Below are 15,755 nucleotides of genomic sequence, written 5' to 3'. Positions count from 1 at the left end.
ATCCCCCGCATTTCGAGCATTTCCCGCAAGGACGGCCATGTTGTACGAAGCAGCTCCTCTTCTTGACGATCCCATCCACAATCTCCGGACCATCCGCGACGTCTGGCGCTGGGCCGCGACCGAGATGGAGACCGCGGGACTCACCTTCGGGCACGGCTCGCCCAGCGCGGTCGAGGACGCCTCGTTCCTCATCTGCCGCGCGCTCAAGCTCCCCTTCGAGCGCTTTGACACGTTCCTTGACGCCGCGCTCACGCACAACGAGCTCGTGCGCCTCGTGCACTTGGTCGACCGCCGCGTGCATGACCGCACGCCGACTGCGTACCTCCTCAAGGAGGCCTGGCTCACCGGCCACTGCTTCTACATCGACGAGCGCGCGCTCATCCCGCGCTCCTACATCGCCGAGCTCCTCGAGGACGACCTCGCCCCGTGGGTCGAGGACCCGGAGGCCGTCGAGAGCGTCCTTGACCTCTGCACGGGCTCGGGGTGCCTTGCGATCCTCGCCCAGGGCGTCTTCCCGAACGCGCAGGTGACGGGCTCGGACATCTCGAAGGACGCGCTCGAGGTGGCGAAGATCAACCGCCGCGACTACGGCATGGAGGAGACGCTCGAGCTCGTCCAGGGCGACCTCTACGAGAACCTTCAGGGCCGCCGCTTCTCGGTGATCATCTCCAACCCGCCCTACGTGAGGACGAGCTCGATGGAGGCGCTGCCCGCCGAGTACCGCCAGGAGCCCTCGCTCGCGCTCGCCGCGGGCGACGACGGCATGGACGTCGTCGACCGCATCCTCAAGGGCGGCGCCGAGCACCTCGAGGAGGGCGGCATCCTCATCGTCGAGGTGGGCGACGGGCTCGAGGCGATGGAGGCCCGCTATCCGGGTCTCGCCATCACGTGGCTCTCCGTCTCGGGCGGCGACGACCAGGTCTTCCTCGTCACGCGCGAGGACCTCGTCGAATACTTCGGCGCCTGATCCGCCCGTACCCAAACGTCTCTGATTCCCGGCCGCGCCCCTGCAGGACGCGGCCATCGTCTTCTCTCCCGACCGTCATGCTCAGACTTCTCAACCTCTCGCTCATGCGCGGAACCCGCACGCTCTACTCGCACGCGACGCTGATCGCGGGCCCGGGCGAGCGCATCGGCCTCGTCGGCCCGAACGGCTGCGGCAAGTCCACGCTCTTCGCGGCGATCCTCGGCGAGATCAGCGCCGAGGAGGGCGAGATCGAGACGCCCCCGCAGGAGCGCATCGCGCACGTCGCGCAGAGCTTCCAGGTCGAGGACGTCAACTGCATCGACTACGTGCTCTCGGGCCACGCGCCCCTCATCAGGGCCCGCGAGAGCCTCGCCGCGGCCGAGGCCTCGGGCGACGAGATGGCGCTCGCCGCGGCGCACAGCGAGCTCGCCGACGTGAACGAAGGCGCCGTCGTCGCGCAGGCCAAGACCATCCTCGCCGGCCTCGGCTTCCAGGAGTCGGACGGCGACCGCCCGGTGCGCGACTTCTCGGGCGGCTGGCGCAACCGCATCGCGCTCGCGCGGGCGCTCATGCGCCCCGCCGATCTGCTCCTCCTCGACGAACCCACGAACCACCTCGACATCGACTCGCTCATCTGGCTCGAGAACTGGCTCAAGCGCGTCGAATCGACCGTCGTCATCATCTCGCACGACCGCGAGTTCCTTGACCGCGCGATCCAGAACGTCTGGTCCGTCGAGGACGGCACGATCTGCCGCTACGCGGGCAACTACTCGGCCTTCGAGCGCGAGCGCGTCGAGAAACTCCGCCAGCAGGACGCCGCGCGCCGCGCCTACGAGACGCAGGCCGCGCACCTGACGAGCTACATCGAGCGCTTCCGCTACAAGGCGACGAAGGCCCGCCAGGCGCAGAGCCGCATCAAGATGCTCGAGCGCCTCGAGTCCGTGGAGCCCGTGCGCGCGAAGCGCGAGTGGCGCTTCAACTTTCTGAAGCCCGTGCGGCTCCCCGAGCACCTCGTCGACGCCGAGGGCCTCTCCTGCGGCTACGGCGACCTGAGGATCCTCTCGCAGGTGGGTTTCAGCGTCCGCTCGGGCGAGCGCATCGGCATCCTCGGCGTGAACGGCGCGGGCAAGTCGACGCTTGTGAAGACGATCGTCGGAGAGATCCCGCCCCTCGGGGGCGAACTGCGCCGCGGCCAGGGCCTCGAGATCGGCTACTTCGCGCAGCACCAGCTCGACCAGCTGCGGCTCGATGACACGCCGCTCGAGCACCTGAGGCGCCTCGCCCCCGACACGCGCGAGCAGGAGCTCCGCGACTTCCTCGGCACCTACCGCTTCTCCGGCGACTTCGCCACGAGCCCCGTGCGTCCTATGTCGGGCGGCGAGAAGGCCCGCCTCGCGCTCGCCCTCATCGCGTGGAAGAAGCCCAACCTCCTCGTGCTCGACGAACCGACCAATCACCTCGACATGGAGACGCGCGAGGCGCTCACGATGGCGCTCTCGACCTACGAGGGCGCGGTGCTTCTCGTCTCGCATGACCGCCATCTGCTGCGCGCCGTCACCGACGAGCTCTGGCTCGTGCACGACGGCCGGCGCGAGCCCTTTGACGGCGACCTCGACGACTACGCCCAGCTCGTGCTCGAGCACCGCCGCACGACCGCCGCGGAAGCGAAGGCCGAGCGACTCGCCGCGAAGCCCACGGCCCCGTCGGCCAACAAGTCCGAGGCAAGGCGCCTCGCCGCGCAGGAGCGCGCCCGCATCGCGCAGATCACGAAGCCGCTCAAAGCCGAGCTCGCGAAGGTCGATCGTGAGATGAACAAACTCTCCGAGCGCCTCAAGGCCCTTGACGCGGAGCTCGCGGACCCGGACTTCTACACGAACGCCGACCAGGAGAAGGTCGCTGCGATGCTCAAGGAACACGGCGAGCTCGGCCCCCAGGTCGAGGAGCTCGAGATGCGCTGGCTCGAGCTCTCCGAGGAGATCGAGGCGAAGAGCGCCGCGGCGGCCGATCCCGCCTGAGAAACTTCCACTCCCCGAAAGCGAACGCCCGGCCGTAATCGGTCGGGCGTCGTTGTCTCAGGCGGGAGGAAGCTCAGGAGAGCCTCCTCTCAGAAGCCTTCGGCGGGATTTCAGCTCTTCTCGCCGTCGCGGTAGGGCAGATCCGTGCCGGGCATCGTGACGGCCGGCACCGCGAAGCGCTCGTCCTTCCAGGCGTCGAAGACCTTCTGCGCCTGCTCGTCCATCGTGATGCGGTAGGTGTGCGTGTCGGCCTCGGCGGCGAGCCCGTCCTCGGGATCCTCGTCGATGCCCTCGACGGGCGCCGGGTCCGCCTGGAGCAGCATCGTCATCACGAAGAGGTTGATCGCCTCGGCGTCCTGGTCCATCTCGGCCTCGGTCGGGTCACGGTCCGCGGCGAAGGCCTCGGTCGAGCGGGGGCCGTAGCGAAGCGCGTAGCTCATCAGGATCTCCTCGCGGCGCCCCTGCGGGACGCTCTCGGGATCGCTGCGCACGTAGAGCGCGCGCATGTCGTGGAGGAAATGCGGGTCGCGGATCATCTGCGCGATGAAGTTGTAGTCGCGGTCCTGGAGCGCATTGAGGCCGAGGAAGACCTCGACCAACGCATCAGCGGGCTCCGGCGTCCAGGCCGGGTACTCGCTGCGGAACTCCTCGGTCACCTGGTTCTCCTCGAAGAGCTCCTCGAGGTCGACGAGCTTCGAGCCCGCGAGCGCGAGGTTCGCCGTGGCGTAGCTCGTGAAGGCCGTGACGACGGCGTCCTTGCAGGTCGTCACCGAGATCACCGAGTCGCCGCCCCTCTGGGCGAGTTCGCCCGTGAGGTCGAGGAGCGTCATCACGAAGTCCATGCCGAAGTAGCACGCGAGGCTGCGGTCGTCCATCGTGCGGCCCGCCTCCTCGAGGCCCGAGAGGCGGAACTTCGACGCGCCCCAGCGGGCGCGGACGGCGGCGAGCGCCTGCGGGCCCATCCAGCCGGAGGTGTCGCGGAAGTCCTGGCGCAGGTCGAGCAGCGTGGCGGCGATCGCGTAGGCGACGGCGGCGCAGGCGTCCTCGCGCTGCTCCATCGTCTTCTTGCTGTCGGCGCGGATCGCGTCGCAGAGCGCGACGGTCATGCCGATGAAGAGGTGCTCGAGCTGGAGGTGATCCGAGAGGTCGCCCGTCGTCACCTGCCCCTGATAGTTGTCCGCGAGGATCTCAAGGTGCGGGAAGCCCTGCTCCTCGTAGAAGCGGGCGTTCAACGTCTCGCGCAGGCGGTCGAGCATGTCGACGTAGGACATCGGGCTCGAACGGCGCGCCGTCTTGGCAACACGCTTCTCAAGCTTCTTGGCACGGCGGGGACTGGTTTTGCTCTTCGGCATGGCGGCAGACGCTCCTCTTGGCGGGTCTCTTGTTGTCTTTGACAGGATTTCACGGTCTCCTCCCCCGGGGGAAGGGTTTCCGTGGAACACCCGCGAGTCTAGGGACGCAACCTTAAGCGCGTATTTCGCCCGGACGGGCGGTGTCAGGGAAAACCGCACCTCCGGCGGGCACGGGAGCGCGTTTCGCCGCGATTCCCTGAAACTACAATAGAGAACGGTGAATTTCTCCATTCCGGTCAGGAGCCTCCGCGCCCCTCCCGGTTTCTCCCCGTTCCAGGAGAAATTCCTTCTCCAATGCAGGTTTCCCAGATGTCTGATATTTCCGCTCAGTGGCTGCAGGCCACGCTCGGCGACGCCGCCGAGCAGCTTTCCGAAGTGCTCGCGAAGCTCGAGGATCACCCCGACAGCGAGACGGCCGAGGATATCCTCTCGCACGATCTCGTCCACGTCTATGCGAAGCTCAACTACGCGGTGAACTCCGCCCGTCTCGGCCCCGAGGCCCTCAACGCCCTCTCCGAGGACGAGCTCATCGCCTGGCCTGCAAGGATGCCGTTCCTCACGCTCGAGGAGATCGAGCACGAGGGCGAGGAAGTCGAGGAGTAATCACCCCGCTACCCCAGGCCCGTGAAAAAAGGGAGGTCGTCTCCGGAAGACGCCTCCCTTTTCTTTTGACTGTCAGATCGGTCAGGGCGCGCGGCGCAGCTCGGAGGGCCTCCAGCCGAGCGCGCAGAGAACGCCGAAGTAGACGACCGCGGCGGCGGCGACCATGCCGAGGACGCCCGCGGCGCGCACGGTCCAGGTGAGCGCCGTCCAGTCGACGCCGCGCTGCGCCCACCAGAGGCCCGCGCCCATGACGGCCGAGCCCGCGGCGACGCGCGCGATGGCCTTCAACCACCCCGCGCGGGGCGTGTAGATGCCGCGGCGGAAGAGGATCACAAGGAGAATGCAGGCGTTGACGCAGCTCCCGAGACCCACGGAGAGCGCGAGGCCCGCGTGGGCGAGGAGCGGCACCGAGACGCAGTTGATGAGCTGCACGGCGATGAGCGAGACGAAGGCCGCTCGCACCGGCGTGCGGATGTCCTTCCTCGCGTAGAAGGCCGGGGCGATGATCTTGAGGCCGATCAGGCCCATCAGACCCACCGAGTAGCCCACCACCGCGACCGCGGTCTTCGCGACGTCGTCCGGGGTGAAGCTGCGGCCCTGGAAGAGGAAGCTCACGAGCGCGTCCGCGGTGAGCCAGAGGCCCACGGAGGCGGGGATGCCGACGAGAACGACGAGCCTCAGGCCATGGTCGAGGAGCGCGTTGTAGCGCTCGAAGTCGCCGCGGGCGTGGGCAGCGGAAAGACCGGGCAGGAGCACGGTGCCGAGCGCGACGCCCAGCAGCGCCGTCGGGAACTCCATCAGGCGGTCGGCGTAGTTGAGCCACGTCACCGCGCCGTGGCCGAGCCAGGAGGCGATGTTCGTGTTGATGAGAAGCGAGAGCTGCGCGACGCCGACGCCGAAGAGCGCCGGGACCATCAGTATCAGCACGCGGCGCACCGCGCCGTCGCCGAAGGATTCCCGGAGGTTCCTCGGACGCACGATGATGCCGAGGCGCGCGAGCGCGGCGACCTGGGTGCCGAGCTGCAGCACGCCGCCGATCAGCACCGCGGCCGCGAGCGCCCAGATCGGCTCCTCGAGACGCGGGGCGAGAAGCACCGCGCAGACGATGAAGGAGAGGTTGAGAAGGACCGGCGTCGCCGCCGGCACGGCGAACTTCTTCCTCGTGTTGAGGATCGCCGCGGCGAGCGCCACGAGGCTCATGAAGGCGATGTAGGGGAACATCCAGCGCGTGAGCTGCGTGGCGAGGTCGAAGGCCTCGGGGTTCTCGCGCAGACCGCTCGCGATCGCCCAGACGAGGAGCGGCGCGGCCAGGACGCCGAGCACGCTCACGATGAGGAGCGCAGTGGCGAGCACCGAGAACACGTGGTCGATGAAGCGCTTCTCCTCGTCGGCGCTCTTCGTCTCGTGGACCTCGGAGAGCATCGGCACGAAGGCCTGCTGGAAGGCGCCCTCGGCGAATAGCCGGCGGAGCATGTTCGGGAGACGGAACGCCACGTAGAAGGCGTCGGTCTCGGCGGTGGCGCCGAAGTAGCGGGCGATGAGCATGTCCCGGATGACGCCCGTGACGCGCGAGAGAAGCGTGAGACCCGAGATCGTTGCTGCGGACTTGAGAAGCGACATCCTTGTCCTTCAGGAAGACCCGGATGAGTCCGACCGGCCTGGAGCGGCAGGACTTCCGGGAAAAGAAAAAAAACTGCACCGGCCGGTAGGAACTCCGCCGGGAAAGGTGCTATAGTCTAGGGCTTTTCGGGGTCGACCATTTGCCGGCGCCGCTTTCAACGTGAAGGAAGCGACTGCCCGCGGACCCCGTCAATGCGAACCCGCTCCGCCGCCCCGTGAATTTTGTGCGCCGGCCGGGTTCCTCCAAACCCAAGATCGTCGACTGATTTACATTAGGACAAATCAACAAAATGGCCAATACCAAGCAAGCTCGCAAGCGCGCCCGTCAGACCGCCGAGCGCAACATGCATCTCTCCGCCCAGCGCAGCCAGTACCGCACCGCCATCAAGAAGGTGCGCAAGCTCGTCGCTGCCGGTGACAAGGCTGCTGCCCAGGAAGCCTTCAAGGCTGCCGAATCCGTGATCGACAAGATGGCCCGCAAGCACGTGCTCCACGGCAACGCCGCTGCCCGCCACAAGAGCCGCCTCTCCGCCGAAATCAAGGCGATGGCTGCCGCGTAATCACGCCGCGCACCTGACACCCTGAAAGCCGTTCCCTCAGGCGGCCAATCAGGCGTCGATCGAAAAAGCCCCCGGTAATCTCTGACCGAGGGCTTTTTTACTGCCTGCGAATTTCGCTTCGGGCCGCTCAGGCGGCGGCCAGGGCCGAGGCGGACGGAATCACGTAGAGAAGCACGGCGAGGAACTGCAGCGTCGTGCCGGCGAGCACGAAGACGTGCCAGATCGCATGGTTGAAGGGGAGCCGGTCCCAGAGGTAGAAGATCACCCCGACCGAGTAGACGAGGCCTCCCGCGCCGAGGAGCCAGAGGCCGCCCGCGGGGAGCGAATCGAAGAGCGGCTTGATCACGAAGATGATGCACCAGCCGAGCACGAGGCAGAGCACGCAGTTGATCCAGTCGGCGTGCCGCAGGAGGATCGGCTGCAGAACCGCGCCCGCGAGCGCGATGGTCCAGACGACCGTGCAGAGAATGGTGCCCGTGAGACCGCCCAGGGTGATCAGGCAGAAGGGCGTGTAGGAGCCCGCGATCAGGATGTAGATCGCGCTGTGGTCAAGGACCTGGAGCACGCGCTTCGCCTTTCGCTGCGGCAGCGCGTGGTAGAGCGTCGAGATCGTGTAGAGGATGATCATCGCCGCGCCGAAGACGATGATGCTCACGAGCGCCACGGGGCCCGCCTCCTCCTTCACCGAGAAGATGATCATCAGGACGAGCGCGACGATCGAGAGGATCGCCGCGACGCCGTGCGTGACGGCATTGGCGATCTCCTCGCCGAGGCTGTAGCGGCCGAGCGCCCTCAGCGCCGATTTCCTTGAGTGTTTCCTCACCATTCCTTTTCCCCATGCAGTAACGGCGGTCCATCCGTTGCGGAACCCACTCAAAGAGAAGTTCCGCGCCCATGGGATCCATTCTGATCATCCTTTCGGCTGATAGCGGGTTAAAAACCGAGGGGAAACCCTTACAAAATGCAAATGCTGAAACGCCTGGTCGAGTTCAGAGGAACTGCAACAGGCGCTTCAAAGAAGGAACGGCAAGCGGGAAGCGGTCAGAAGGCCTCGTCCGTGCCCACGAAGACGGGCTCGGGCTCGAGCGTGACGCCGAAGCGGCGCTCCACGCGCTCCGCGATCCCTCGGGCGAAGCGCAGCACGTCCTCGCCCGTGGCGCCGCCGCGGTTGACGAGGATGAGCGCGTGCGCGGGCCAGACGCCCACGGTCTCCTCGGCGTAGCCCTTGAGGCCGGCGGCCTCGATGAGCCACCCCGCGGCGAGCTTCGAGCGGCTGCCGGCGAGCGGATACGTGACGAGCTTCGGGTGAAGCGTGATGAGCTCGCGGGCCTTGATGCGCGTCACCACCGGGTTCTTGAAGAACGACCCGGCGCTCCCGGTCTCCGCGGGATCGGGGAGCTTGGACGCGCGGATCTCGCGCACCGCGGCCTCGACTTCCTCAGGGCGGATGCTCTCCGGAGCGCGTCCCTCGAAGCGGGCGCCGAGCCCCTTGTAGGAGATCTCGGGCTTCCACTCGGCGGGCATGCGGAAGGCTGCCTCGATGATGACGAGGCGGCGGCCTTCCTCGGACTTGAAATAGCTCGTGCGGTAGCCGAAGTCACAGTCCTCGGTCGTGAGCAGGCGTATCTCGCCCGTCTCGCGGTCCCAGGCGCGGCACCAGGCGAGACGCTCGGCGATCTCAAGGCCGTAGGCGCTCGCGTTCTGCACGATGGCGCCGCCCACGGAGCCGGGGATGGCCGCGAGGTTCTCGAGGCCCCCGAGGCCGTGCTGCAGCGTCGCGCCGACGACGTCGTCGAGCGCCTCGGCGGCGCCGGCGACGACGAGCACCGAGCCCGAGGCGTCGGTCTCGCGGCGGATGCCGCGGAAGACGGGCTGAAGCACCAGGCCGGGCACGCGGCTCATGAGGACGGTGTTGGATCCGCCCCCGAGGAGATGAAGCTTCCAGCCGCGCTCGCGCGCGACGGCGGCCGCTTCCTGCAGGTCCTCGATGGAGGACGCCTGCGCGAAGGCCTCCGCAGTGGAGCGAAGGCCGAAGGTTGTGAGGGTGTCGAGTCTCTTTTCTGTCTGAATTCTGATCATGGTGTTCTGCGGGTCCTCACAACGTTGGAATCGGGGTACCTGAAGAATTATAGGGAGCGGGACGCATCCCGCCCCTCTCGCAGGTTTGCCGCAGGAATGCGACGGAACGGAAACGGGCGAGGAACCGCTTCCCCGCCCGTCAGAGTCTTCCGGAGCTTTCCGGGAATCAGGAGTTGGATTCGAGACGCTCGCGCACCTTCGCCTCGATCGCCGCCGGCGTGAGGCCGATCTGCTCGTAGAGCTCGGCCTGGGTGCCCTGCTCGATGAAGGTGTCAGGGATGCCGAAGCGCATGACGTCGCAGACGACGCCGGCGTCGGAAAGCGCCTCCATCACGGCCGCGCCCGCGCCGCCCATCAGCACGCCCTCCTCGGCCGTGACGATGAGCTCATGCTTCACGGCGGCCTCGAGCACCGCGTCGCGGTCAAGGGGCTTGACGAAGCGCATGTCGATCAGAGTGCCGCCCAAGGCCTCGGCCACGGGGGCGAGGACGTTCGTCATCGCGCCGAATCCGAGGAAGGCGACGCGGCTCCCTTCCCGCAGCATTCTGGAGACGCCCACGGGGATGGTCGCGAGGTCATCTCCCGGCTCCACGCCGGGGCCGCGGCCGCGCGGATAGCGCACCGCCGCCGGGGAGTCCATCTGGAAGGCTGTCGAGAGCATGAGGCGCGTCTCAAGTTCGTCCGAGGGCGTCATCACGCACATGTTCGGGACGCTCCGGAGCTCGGCGATGTCGAAGACACCCTGGTGCGTCGCACCGTCGGCACCCACGATGCCGCCGCGGTCAATCGCGAACATCACGGGCAGGTTCTGCAGCGCCACGTCATGGATGAGCTGGTCGAGCCCGCGCTGCAGGAAGGTCGAGTAGATCGCGACGACGGGCTTGATGCCGCCGCAGGCGAGGCCCGCGGCATAGGTGACCGCGTGCTGCTCGGCGATCGCCACGTCGCGGTAGCGGTCGGGGAAGCGCTGCGCGTACTCGACGAGACCCGAGCCCTCGCGCATCGCCGGCGTGATGGCGTAGAGGCGCTTGTCCACCTCGGCCATGTCGCAGATCCACTTGCCGAAGACCTCGGTGTAGGTGGGCTTCGACTTCTTTCCCGAGGGGACGATGCCGACCGCGGGGTCAAAGGGCGAGACGCCGTGGTAGAGCGTCGGATCAGCCTCGGCGGGCTTGTAGCCCTTGCCCTTGATCGTCGCAACGTGCAGGACGAGCGGACGGTCCATCTTTCGGAGGTTCTGCAGAACCTTCACGAGGCTCGCGAGGTCGTGGCCGTCGATCGGACCGTAGTAGTTGATGTCGAACGCCCCGAAGAGCGCCGACTGCGGGCTAACGAGGCCGATCGTCTGGCGCTCGAAGAGCTTCGCCACGTCCCAGAGCCTCGGGATCGGCTTCATCATGCGCTTGCTCATCTCGCGGGCGCTGTTGAAGGCCTGCGTGGAGACGATCTTGGCGAGGTGCTGCGAGAGCGCGCCCGCCGGGGGCGAGATCGAGCAGTCGTTGTCGTTGACGATGATGAGGAGCTTCAGGCCCTTCTTCCAGACGCCCGAGTCGTTGAGCGCTTCGATGGCCATGCCGCCCGTGATGGCGCCGTCGCCGATCACGGCGATCGACCAGCGGTCGCTCTCGCCCTCGAGGTGGGAGGCCACGGCCATGCCCAGCGCCGCCGAGATCGAGGTCGAGCTGTGCCCCGTGCCGAAGGCGTCGAAGGGCGACTCGGCGGGCTTGGGGAAGCCCGAGATGCCGTTCAGCTTCCTCAGGCCCTTCATCGCGTCGCGCCGGCCCGTGAGGATCTTGTGCGCATAGGCCTGGTGGCCCACGTCCCAGACGATGCGGTCGCGGGGCGTGTTGAAGACGTAGTGGAGCGCGATCGAGAGCTCGACCGCGCCGAGCGAGCTCGAGAGGTGGCCGCCCGTCTCGGCGACGCTCCTCACGAGAAAGTGTCTGAGCTCGCGCGCGAGCTCGGGGAGCTCCTCCTCGGAGAGTTCACGGAGCGCTTCAACCCCGTCGATGCGGTCAAGCAGACGGTATTCCATGGGCTCGCCGAAATCTATCGACGCGTCGGGATCGTTGAAGTGCTCTTTGAACATATCTTTGTTTCTTCTCTTTTTTCTTGGCGGTGACTGGCGGCGGAGGATTCGCGGAATCAGTGAGTACGGTTTATCACATATCGCGCAATCTCGGCGAGCCTGCGGTCGCAGCCCGGGACGGCGCCCGGATCGGCCGTGACGAGGCGGAGCGCCTCGATGGCCTCCTCCTCAAGCTCCCGCGCGCGCTTCCTTGCGCCCTCGAGCGTGAGAAGCGACACCCACGTGGGCTTGTCGTCCTTTTCGTCCTTGCCCGCGGTCTTGCCGAGCGTGACGCTGTCCTGCGTGCAGTCGAGGATGTCGTCCACGACCTGGAAGGCGACGCCGAGCGCCTCGCCGTAGCGGGCGAGACCGGCCTTCGCACCGTCTCCGATCGCTTCCCAGGCGCCCGCCTGCGCGCCCATGAGCACGCTCGCGGTGATCATCGCGCCCGTCTTCATCGCCTGCATCTGCGAGAGCGCCGGGATGTCCGGGTGCTGCCCGACCATGCCGAGGTCGAGCGCCTGTCCGCCGCACATGCCCCAGACGCCCGCGGCACGGGCGAGGATGTGCGTGAGACGCGCGGCGATCATGCCGGGGACCTCGGGCGACGAGATCACCGTGAAGGCCTCGGCCTGCAGCGCGTCGCCCGCGAGCATCGCGAGCGCCTCGCCGTACTGCACGTGGCAGGTCGGGCGGCCGCGGCGCAGCGTATCGTTGTCCATCGACGGCATGTCGTCATGGACGAGGCTGTAGCTGTGAATCATCTCAAGCGCGAGCGCGGCGCGGTCAAGCACCGTGGCGCTCGCCCCGGTGACCTCGCCCGCGGCGTAGCAGAGAATCGGGCGGATGCGCTTGCCGCCGCCGAGGACCGAGTAGCGCATCGCGCCGATGAGGCGCTTGGGCACGCCGCCCGGCTGCGGCATCATGCGCTCCGCGACCCACTCGAAGTGGCGGGCGCGCTCGCGCGACCAGACGGTGAAATTTGGTTCGGCGGGCGCTTCCGTCACCGTGCCTTCTTTTTCGCTGGACGTCATCTTCAGGACGCTCCTCGTTTGAACTTGATCGGGGAAAAGGCCGCGTCAGAACGGATCGCCGTCAGCATAGGAATCGGCGACCGTCGGAGCTCCGGTCTCGGCGCGGATGCGCTCGATCGCCTCGCGCGCACGCGTGAGCTCGGAGCGGCAGCGCTGCAGAAGCTTCGCGCCGCGCTCGTAGCTGCGCACGCTCTCCTCGAGCGTCACGTTCCCCGAGGCCATCTGTGCCGTGAGCCGCTCGAGCTCCTCAAGCGCCTGCTCAAAGGAGAGCGTCGAGACATCGGGAAGATTGTTTTCGCCGGCTTCGGTCATTGGTGAATCCTTGCGGTGGGAGACGCCGACAGGAAGAGTGAGACTGGGGGTCCTGCGGCCTGATTCGGTTCAGCCTTCGATTGTACCGACCGCAGGCAGGGCCGCCCTTAAAAGTTTTCCCGGGAACTGTCCCCGGCTCAAACGCCGGGAGGCGCTTGACTCAGCGCGCGGCCTCCTCCGCAGCATGATCCCGGGCACGATCGTCGTGAGCCTCATGGTCATGCACCTCATGCTCATGGTCATCCGCATGCTGTTCGGCATGGTCATGCACATGCGCTTCCACATGCGCATGCTCATGCACATGATCCGCGTGGTCGTGCCCGTGCGCGAAGCCGAGGAGCACGATGGAGAGAATGCCGCCCAGTGCGACGAGCGCGAGCCGGGAGAGATTCCCGCGCAGACCGCGCGCGCCCTCGAAGGCCTCCGGGAGGAGCGAGGTGAGCGTGATGTAGAGGAACGAGGCCGCGGACATGGCGAGCGCATAGGGGAGCAACCCCTCGAAGGCGTGGATGGTGCCGAGCCCCAGGAAGCCTCCGAGCACGGCGGCCGCGGCAATGCCTGAGCAGAAGAGAAGCGAAAAGCGGCGCGAGCGTCCGGCGGAGCTCAGGATCACGAAGTACCCGGTCTGCTGCGGAAGCTCGTGCGCGAGCACCGCCAGGGCGGCGAGCCAGCCCGCGCGCTCGTCAAGGAAGAAGGTCGTGGCGATCAGGATGCCGTCGACGAAGCTGTGGAGCGCGGCGGCGGTGAAGAGCCCCGGCAGAGCCGGCAGCACATGCTCCGCATGGCCGTCATGGTCATCATGATGCGCCTCGTGCGCATGTCCCGTGCCGAGCAGGTGCTCGGCGGCGAGGAAGACGCCCATCGTCGCGAGCATCGCGAGACCGAGCGCATGCGGATCCGCCCCGGGCGCCTCGAAGGCCTCGGGGAGGAGATGCGTGAGCGGCATCGTGACGAGAAACCCGCAGGCGGCCGCGAGGATCGCGTCCGCGTGACGCGCGAACGGACGGGCGACGAGCCAGAAGGCGCAGCCGATCGCCGCGGCGCGCGTCAGGACATTGGCGAGAAAGACCTCAAGGAAGAGCAGTGCACTCATAGACAGTCGACATCATTTCAGGCCGCTGAGTTTAAAGCTTGTCCCGGCCGCGCTGTTTGAGCCGTTCCGCCGGAGCCCTGCCTCAAAGGAATACCGCGGACAAAGGTAACAGTCCGATGCGGCTTCAGCGTGGACGCAGACTTTGTGCGGTAGCATCAGAGGCAATTTCCAGCAAGGCCCGAGACGGGACCTTGAGACCCGACATCTCTTTTTCCAGGAGACTTCCCGATGCACAAGGCACTGCTCCCCGTTCTTCTCTCCGCCGCCATGCTCGTCGGCTGCGCCGCCACGGGCGGCTCGAACGCCCCGGAGGGCGACGCCCCCGAGCTCGCCGGAAAGACCTTCATGTGGTCGGGCGGCGTGAGCGAGGAATGCGAACTGCCGCCCACGATCGCCTTCAGCGAGGACGGCCGCATCTCGGGACTCGCGGGCTGCAACCGCCTCCTCGGCCGCTACACCCAGGAAGGCGTCAGGCTTGACCTCGGCGAGATCGGCACCACGATGAAGCTCTGCGGCCCGGCCTTCATGAAGGTCGAGCAGGACTTCCTCGCCCTCCTCAACCAGACCGCCTACGCCACGAAGTCGGGCGAGGACGCGATCGATCTCTGGAACGAGGCCGGCGAGAAGGTCGTCACGCTCGTGCCCGAGCGCGCCGGACGCTGCGAGTAACACGCGGCATTCCCGGACAAAACGGCCGCGCCGCCTGCCCATGACCTGAGGCAGGAAGCGCGGCCTTTTTCTACCCTGGGAGACCCGCGGCCTTGACCGCGAAGGAAGGAAACCTTCTGCGGAAGCGCTTTTCTCAGCGCTTCACATAACCCTCGGCGCGGCGGATCAGACGATCGAGCCGACCGAGGTACTCGGGGCGGCTGACGAGCGGATGGGCCGATCCCGGCTTCCACGAGCGCACCGCGGGAATGAGCTCGGTCAAACCCGTGCTGAAGGGGTGCGCGGTGAGGTCGACGTCAATCCCGAGCTCGTCGCTGCCGAGCCGCTTCATGCTTGCGATGTAGGCGGCGAGCTGCTTCGGGTCGTCCATGGCGTTGAGTCCCTGCCCGCCGATCGTCACGCCTGTGTGGCGCTCCCCGGCGAGAAAGACCGGGTACATGTAGGAGCAGGTTCCCCAGGTGTGCCCCGGGGTCTCGAGCACCGTGACCGTCGTCTGCCCAAGCGTCACCGGGTCGCCGTCCCGGAGGACCATGTCGATGCGCGGAATGCGGAAGCGTCCTTCACCGGCGTGATGCTTCGCCTCGGCCCAGCCGCGCTCGCTCATGCCGAAGCGCGCGTTGGGGAGGACCTTGAGCAGCCGCTCGTAGCCGCCCACGTGGTCGAAGTGCCCGTGCGTCATCAGCACATACCGGATTTCCTCGCGGCCGACGCCGACGGCGGCGAGGTTCGCGAGAAGGCGCTCGGCGAAGGGCTCGTGGAGCGTGTCGATGAGGATCACGCCCTCGCTCGTGCGGATCGCCCAGGCCGACACCCAGCGGATGCCGACGTTCCAGACGTTGTCAAAGGCGCGGTACGGATCGATCTCCTGGATCGCTCTGTCCCCGAGCCAGGCGCCGAGTTCGGGATCCATCCTCCGCGTGTCGGCGAACCGCTCGAAGGCACGCGAGACCTCCTCGGAACTCATCTCACGCCCCGCGGCACGGGCCTCAGGAGCAAACAAGGCGGCCGCAAGCGACGGAACGCCGCCCGCAAGCATCAGGGCCGCGGTGCCGCAGGCGCCTGAGAGAAAACGACGGCGCGGGAGCGCCGGCTCAAAGTGCTTCATGTTGAATTCTTCCTTCCGGTCGTGACTGACCGTCGAAGGAAAGGATATTGAAGGCATACAGATCAATAAATACCTGTACAATCAACTGACTGTTACGTTAATCGAAACAATCAGAGACTGAAAAAGCGCCCCGGAGGGCGCTTCTTCCTGACCGCCTGAGACAGTCAGGCTGCCGATGAGGCATCAGCCGCGACGGCGTTCCTCCTCGGGAGGACGTCCGTCCTTCGGCGGAGGATCCTTCTTCGGGGGATTCTTCTTGCCGGGTTCAGGCTTGGGCT

The 15,755-nt window shown here is 67.1% G+C and carries 14 protein-coding genes; 5 read left to right on the top strand and 9 right to left on the bottom strand.

Annotated features, from left to right (window positions below):
• Window positions 1–37 precede the first annotated feature (37 nt).
• Complete coding sequence (prmB, locus tag Q4F91_RS05200) at window positions 38–967, top strand: 50S ribosomal protein L3 N(5)-glutamine methyltransferase (RefSeq protein ID WP_303335237.1); 930 nt, start codon at window positions 38–40, stop codon at window positions 965–967.
• Window positions 968–1,044: 77 nt separating this feature from the next.
• A complete protein-coding gene (gene abc-f, locus Q4F91_RS05195) occupies window positions 1,045–2,982 on the top strand; it encodes a ribosomal protection-like ABC-F family protein (RefSeq protein WP_303335232.1) in 1,938 nt (645 codons plus the stop codon).
• Window positions 2,983–3,092: 110 nt separating this feature from the next.
• On the opposite strand, the gene Q4F91_RS05190 is transcribed toward abc-f, so the two are convergent.
• Window positions 3,093–4,334, bottom strand: a complete 1,242-nt coding sequence (locus Q4F91_RS05190) for a hypothetical protein (RefSeq protein WP_303335230.1) — start codon at window positions 4,332–4,334, stop codon at window positions 3,093–3,095.
• A 309-nt stretch (window positions 4,335–4,643) separates the two neighbouring features.
• On the opposite strand from Q4F91_RS05190, the gene Q4F91_RS05185 reads away from it, so the two are divergent.
• Window positions 4,644–4,937, top strand: a complete 294-nt coding sequence (locus Q4F91_RS05185) for a hypothetical protein (protein WP_303335229.1) — start codon at window positions 4,644–4,646, stop codon at window positions 4,935–4,937.
• A gap of 81 nt (window positions 4,938–5,018) precedes the next feature.
• Here Q4F91_RS05185 and murJ read toward each other — a convergent pair whose 3' ends face one another.
• Complete coding sequence (murJ, locus tag Q4F91_RS05180; RefSeq protein ID WP_303335227.1) at window positions 5,019–6,557, bottom strand: murein biosynthesis integral membrane protein MurJ; 1,539 nt, start codon at window positions 6,555–6,557, stop codon at window positions 5,019–5,021.
• A gap of 290 nt (window positions 6,558–6,847) precedes the next feature.
• Here murJ and rpsT point away from each other — a divergent pair, with 290 nt between their 5' ends.
• Window positions 6,848–7,117 (top strand): 30S ribosomal protein S20, encoded by a 270-nt coding sequence (gene rpsT, locus Q4F91_RS05175; protein ID WP_303335225.1) that lies wholly within the window; start codon window positions 6,848–6,850, stop codon window positions 7,115–7,117.
• Between the two features lie 127 nt (window positions 7,118–7,244).
• Here the strand turns inward: rpsT and Q4F91_RS05170 are convergent, their stop codons facing one another.
• The 6 genes from Q4F91_RS05170 to Q4F91_RS05145 form a co-directional block, all read right to left on the bottom strand.
• The gene (locus tag Q4F91_RS05170) at window positions 7,245–7,943 is read right to left on the bottom strand and encodes a hemolysin III family protein (RefSeq protein ID WP_303335223.1); all 699 of its coding nucleotides are present in this window, start codon (window positions 7,941–7,943) and stop codon (window positions 7,245–7,247) included.
• A gap of 215 nt (window positions 7,944–8,158) precedes the next feature.
• Window positions 8,159–9,196: a UDP-N-acetylmuramate dehydrogenase gene (murB, locus tag Q4F91_RS05165; RefSeq protein ID WP_303335222.1), complete on the bottom strand. Its 1,038-nt coding sequence runs from the start codon at window positions 9,194–9,196 to the stop codon at window positions 8,159–8,161.
• Window positions 9,197–9,362: 166 nt separating this feature from the next.
• Window positions 9,363–11,231, bottom strand: a complete 1,869-nt coding sequence (dxs, locus tag Q4F91_RS05160) for a 1-deoxy-D-xylulose-5-phosphate synthase (RefSeq protein WP_303335261.1) — start codon at window positions 11,229–11,231, stop codon at window positions 9,363–9,365.
• A gap of 110 nt (window positions 11,232–11,341) precedes the next feature.
• Window positions 11,342–12,298, bottom strand: a complete 957-nt coding sequence (locus Q4F91_RS05155; RefSeq protein ID WP_303335220.1) for a polyprenyl synthetase family protein — start codon at window positions 12,296–12,298, stop codon at window positions 11,342–11,344.
• 45 nt (window positions 12,299–12,343) lie between these two features.
• Complete coding sequence (locus tag Q4F91_RS05150) at window positions 12,344–12,610, bottom strand: exodeoxyribonuclease VII small subunit (RefSeq protein WP_303335218.1); 267 nt, start codon at window positions 12,608–12,610, stop codon at window positions 12,344–12,346.
• Window positions 12,611–12,770: 160 nt separating this feature from the next.
• A complete protein-coding gene (locus Q4F91_RS05145; RefSeq protein WP_303335216.1) occupies window positions 12,771–13,703 on the bottom strand; it encodes a ZIP family metal transporter in 933 nt (310 codons plus the stop codon).
• 228 nt (window positions 13,704–13,931) lie between these two features.
• On the opposite strand from Q4F91_RS05145, the gene Q4F91_RS05140 reads away from it, so the two are divergent.
• Window positions 13,932–14,372, top strand: coding sequence for an META domain-containing protein (locus Q4F91_RS05140; RefSeq protein ID WP_303335215.1), 441 nt, complete (start codon window positions 13,932–13,934; stop codon window positions 14,370–14,372).
• Window positions 14,373–14,505: 133 nt separating this feature from the next.
• Here Q4F91_RS05140 and Q4F91_RS05135 read toward each other — a convergent pair whose 3' ends face one another.
• Entirely contained in the window at window positions 14,506–15,477 is a 972-nt protein-coding gene (locus tag Q4F91_RS05135) for an MBL fold metallo-hydrolase (RefSeq protein ID WP_303335213.1), read from the bottom strand.
• Window positions 15,478–15,755: the final 278 nt, after the last annotated feature.

Origin of the sequence: Sutterella sp. (assembly GCF_030539355.1) — a bacterium.
Taxonomy (GTDB): domain Bacteria; phylum Pseudomonadota; class Gammaproteobacteria; order Burkholderiales; family Burkholderiaceae_F; genus Sutterella.
Note: the sequence above shows the minus strand (reverse complement) of the source record. Positions and strands in the feature narration are given on the sequence as shown.

Coding starts and splice junctions, on each gene's coding strand:
- prmB (WP_303335237.1), top strand. CDS start 38: ATGTTGTACGAAGCAGCTCCTCTTCTTGACGATCCCATCCACAATCTC.
- abc-f (WP_303335232.1), top strand. CDS start 1,045: ATGCTCAGACTTCTCAACCTCTCGCTCATGCGCGGAACCCGCACGCTC.
- Q4F91_RS05190 (WP_303335230.1), bottom strand. CDS start 4,334: ATGCCGAAGAGCAAAACCAGTCCCCGCCGTGCCAAGAAGCTTGAGAAG.
- Q4F91_RS05185 (WP_303335229.1), top strand. CDS start 4,644: ATGTCTGATATTTCCGCTCAGTGGCTGCAGGCCACGCTCGGCGACGCC.
- murJ (WP_303335227.1), bottom strand. CDS start 6,557: ATGTCGCTTCTCAAGTCCGCAGCAACGATCTCGGGTCTCACGCTTCTC.
- rpsT (WP_303335225.1), top strand. CDS start 6,848: ATGGCCAATACCAAGCAAGCTCGCAAGCGCGCCCGTCAGACCGCCGAG.
- Q4F91_RS05170 (WP_303335223.1), bottom strand. CDS start 7,943: ATGGTGAGGAAACACTCAAGGAAATCGGCGCTGAGGGCGCTCGGCCGC.
- murB (WP_303335222.1), bottom strand. CDS start 9,196: ATGATCAGAATTCAGACAGAAAAGAGACTCGACACCCTCACAACCTTC.
- dxs (WP_303335261.1), bottom strand. CDS start 11,231: ATGGAATACCGTCTGCTTGACCGCATCGACGGGGTTGAAGCGCTCCGT.
- Q4F91_RS05155 (WP_303335220.1), bottom strand. CDS start 12,298: ATGACGTCCAGCGAAAAAGAAGGCACGGTGACGGAAGCGCCCGCCGAA.
- Q4F91_RS05150 (WP_303335218.1), bottom strand. CDS start 12,610: ATGACCGAAGCCGGCGAAAACAATCTTCCCGATGTCTCGACGCTCTCC.
- Q4F91_RS05145 (WP_303335216.1), bottom strand. CDS start 13,703: ATGAGTGCACTGCTCTTCCTTGAGGTCTTTCTCGCCAATGTCCTGACG.
- Q4F91_RS05140 (WP_303335215.1), top strand. CDS start 13,932: ATGCACAAGGCACTGCTCCCCGTTCTTCTCTCCGCCGCCATGCTCGTC.
- Q4F91_RS05135 (WP_303335213.1), bottom strand. CDS start 15,477: ATGAAGCACTTTGAGCCGGCGCTCCCGCGCCGTCGTTTTCTCTCAGGC.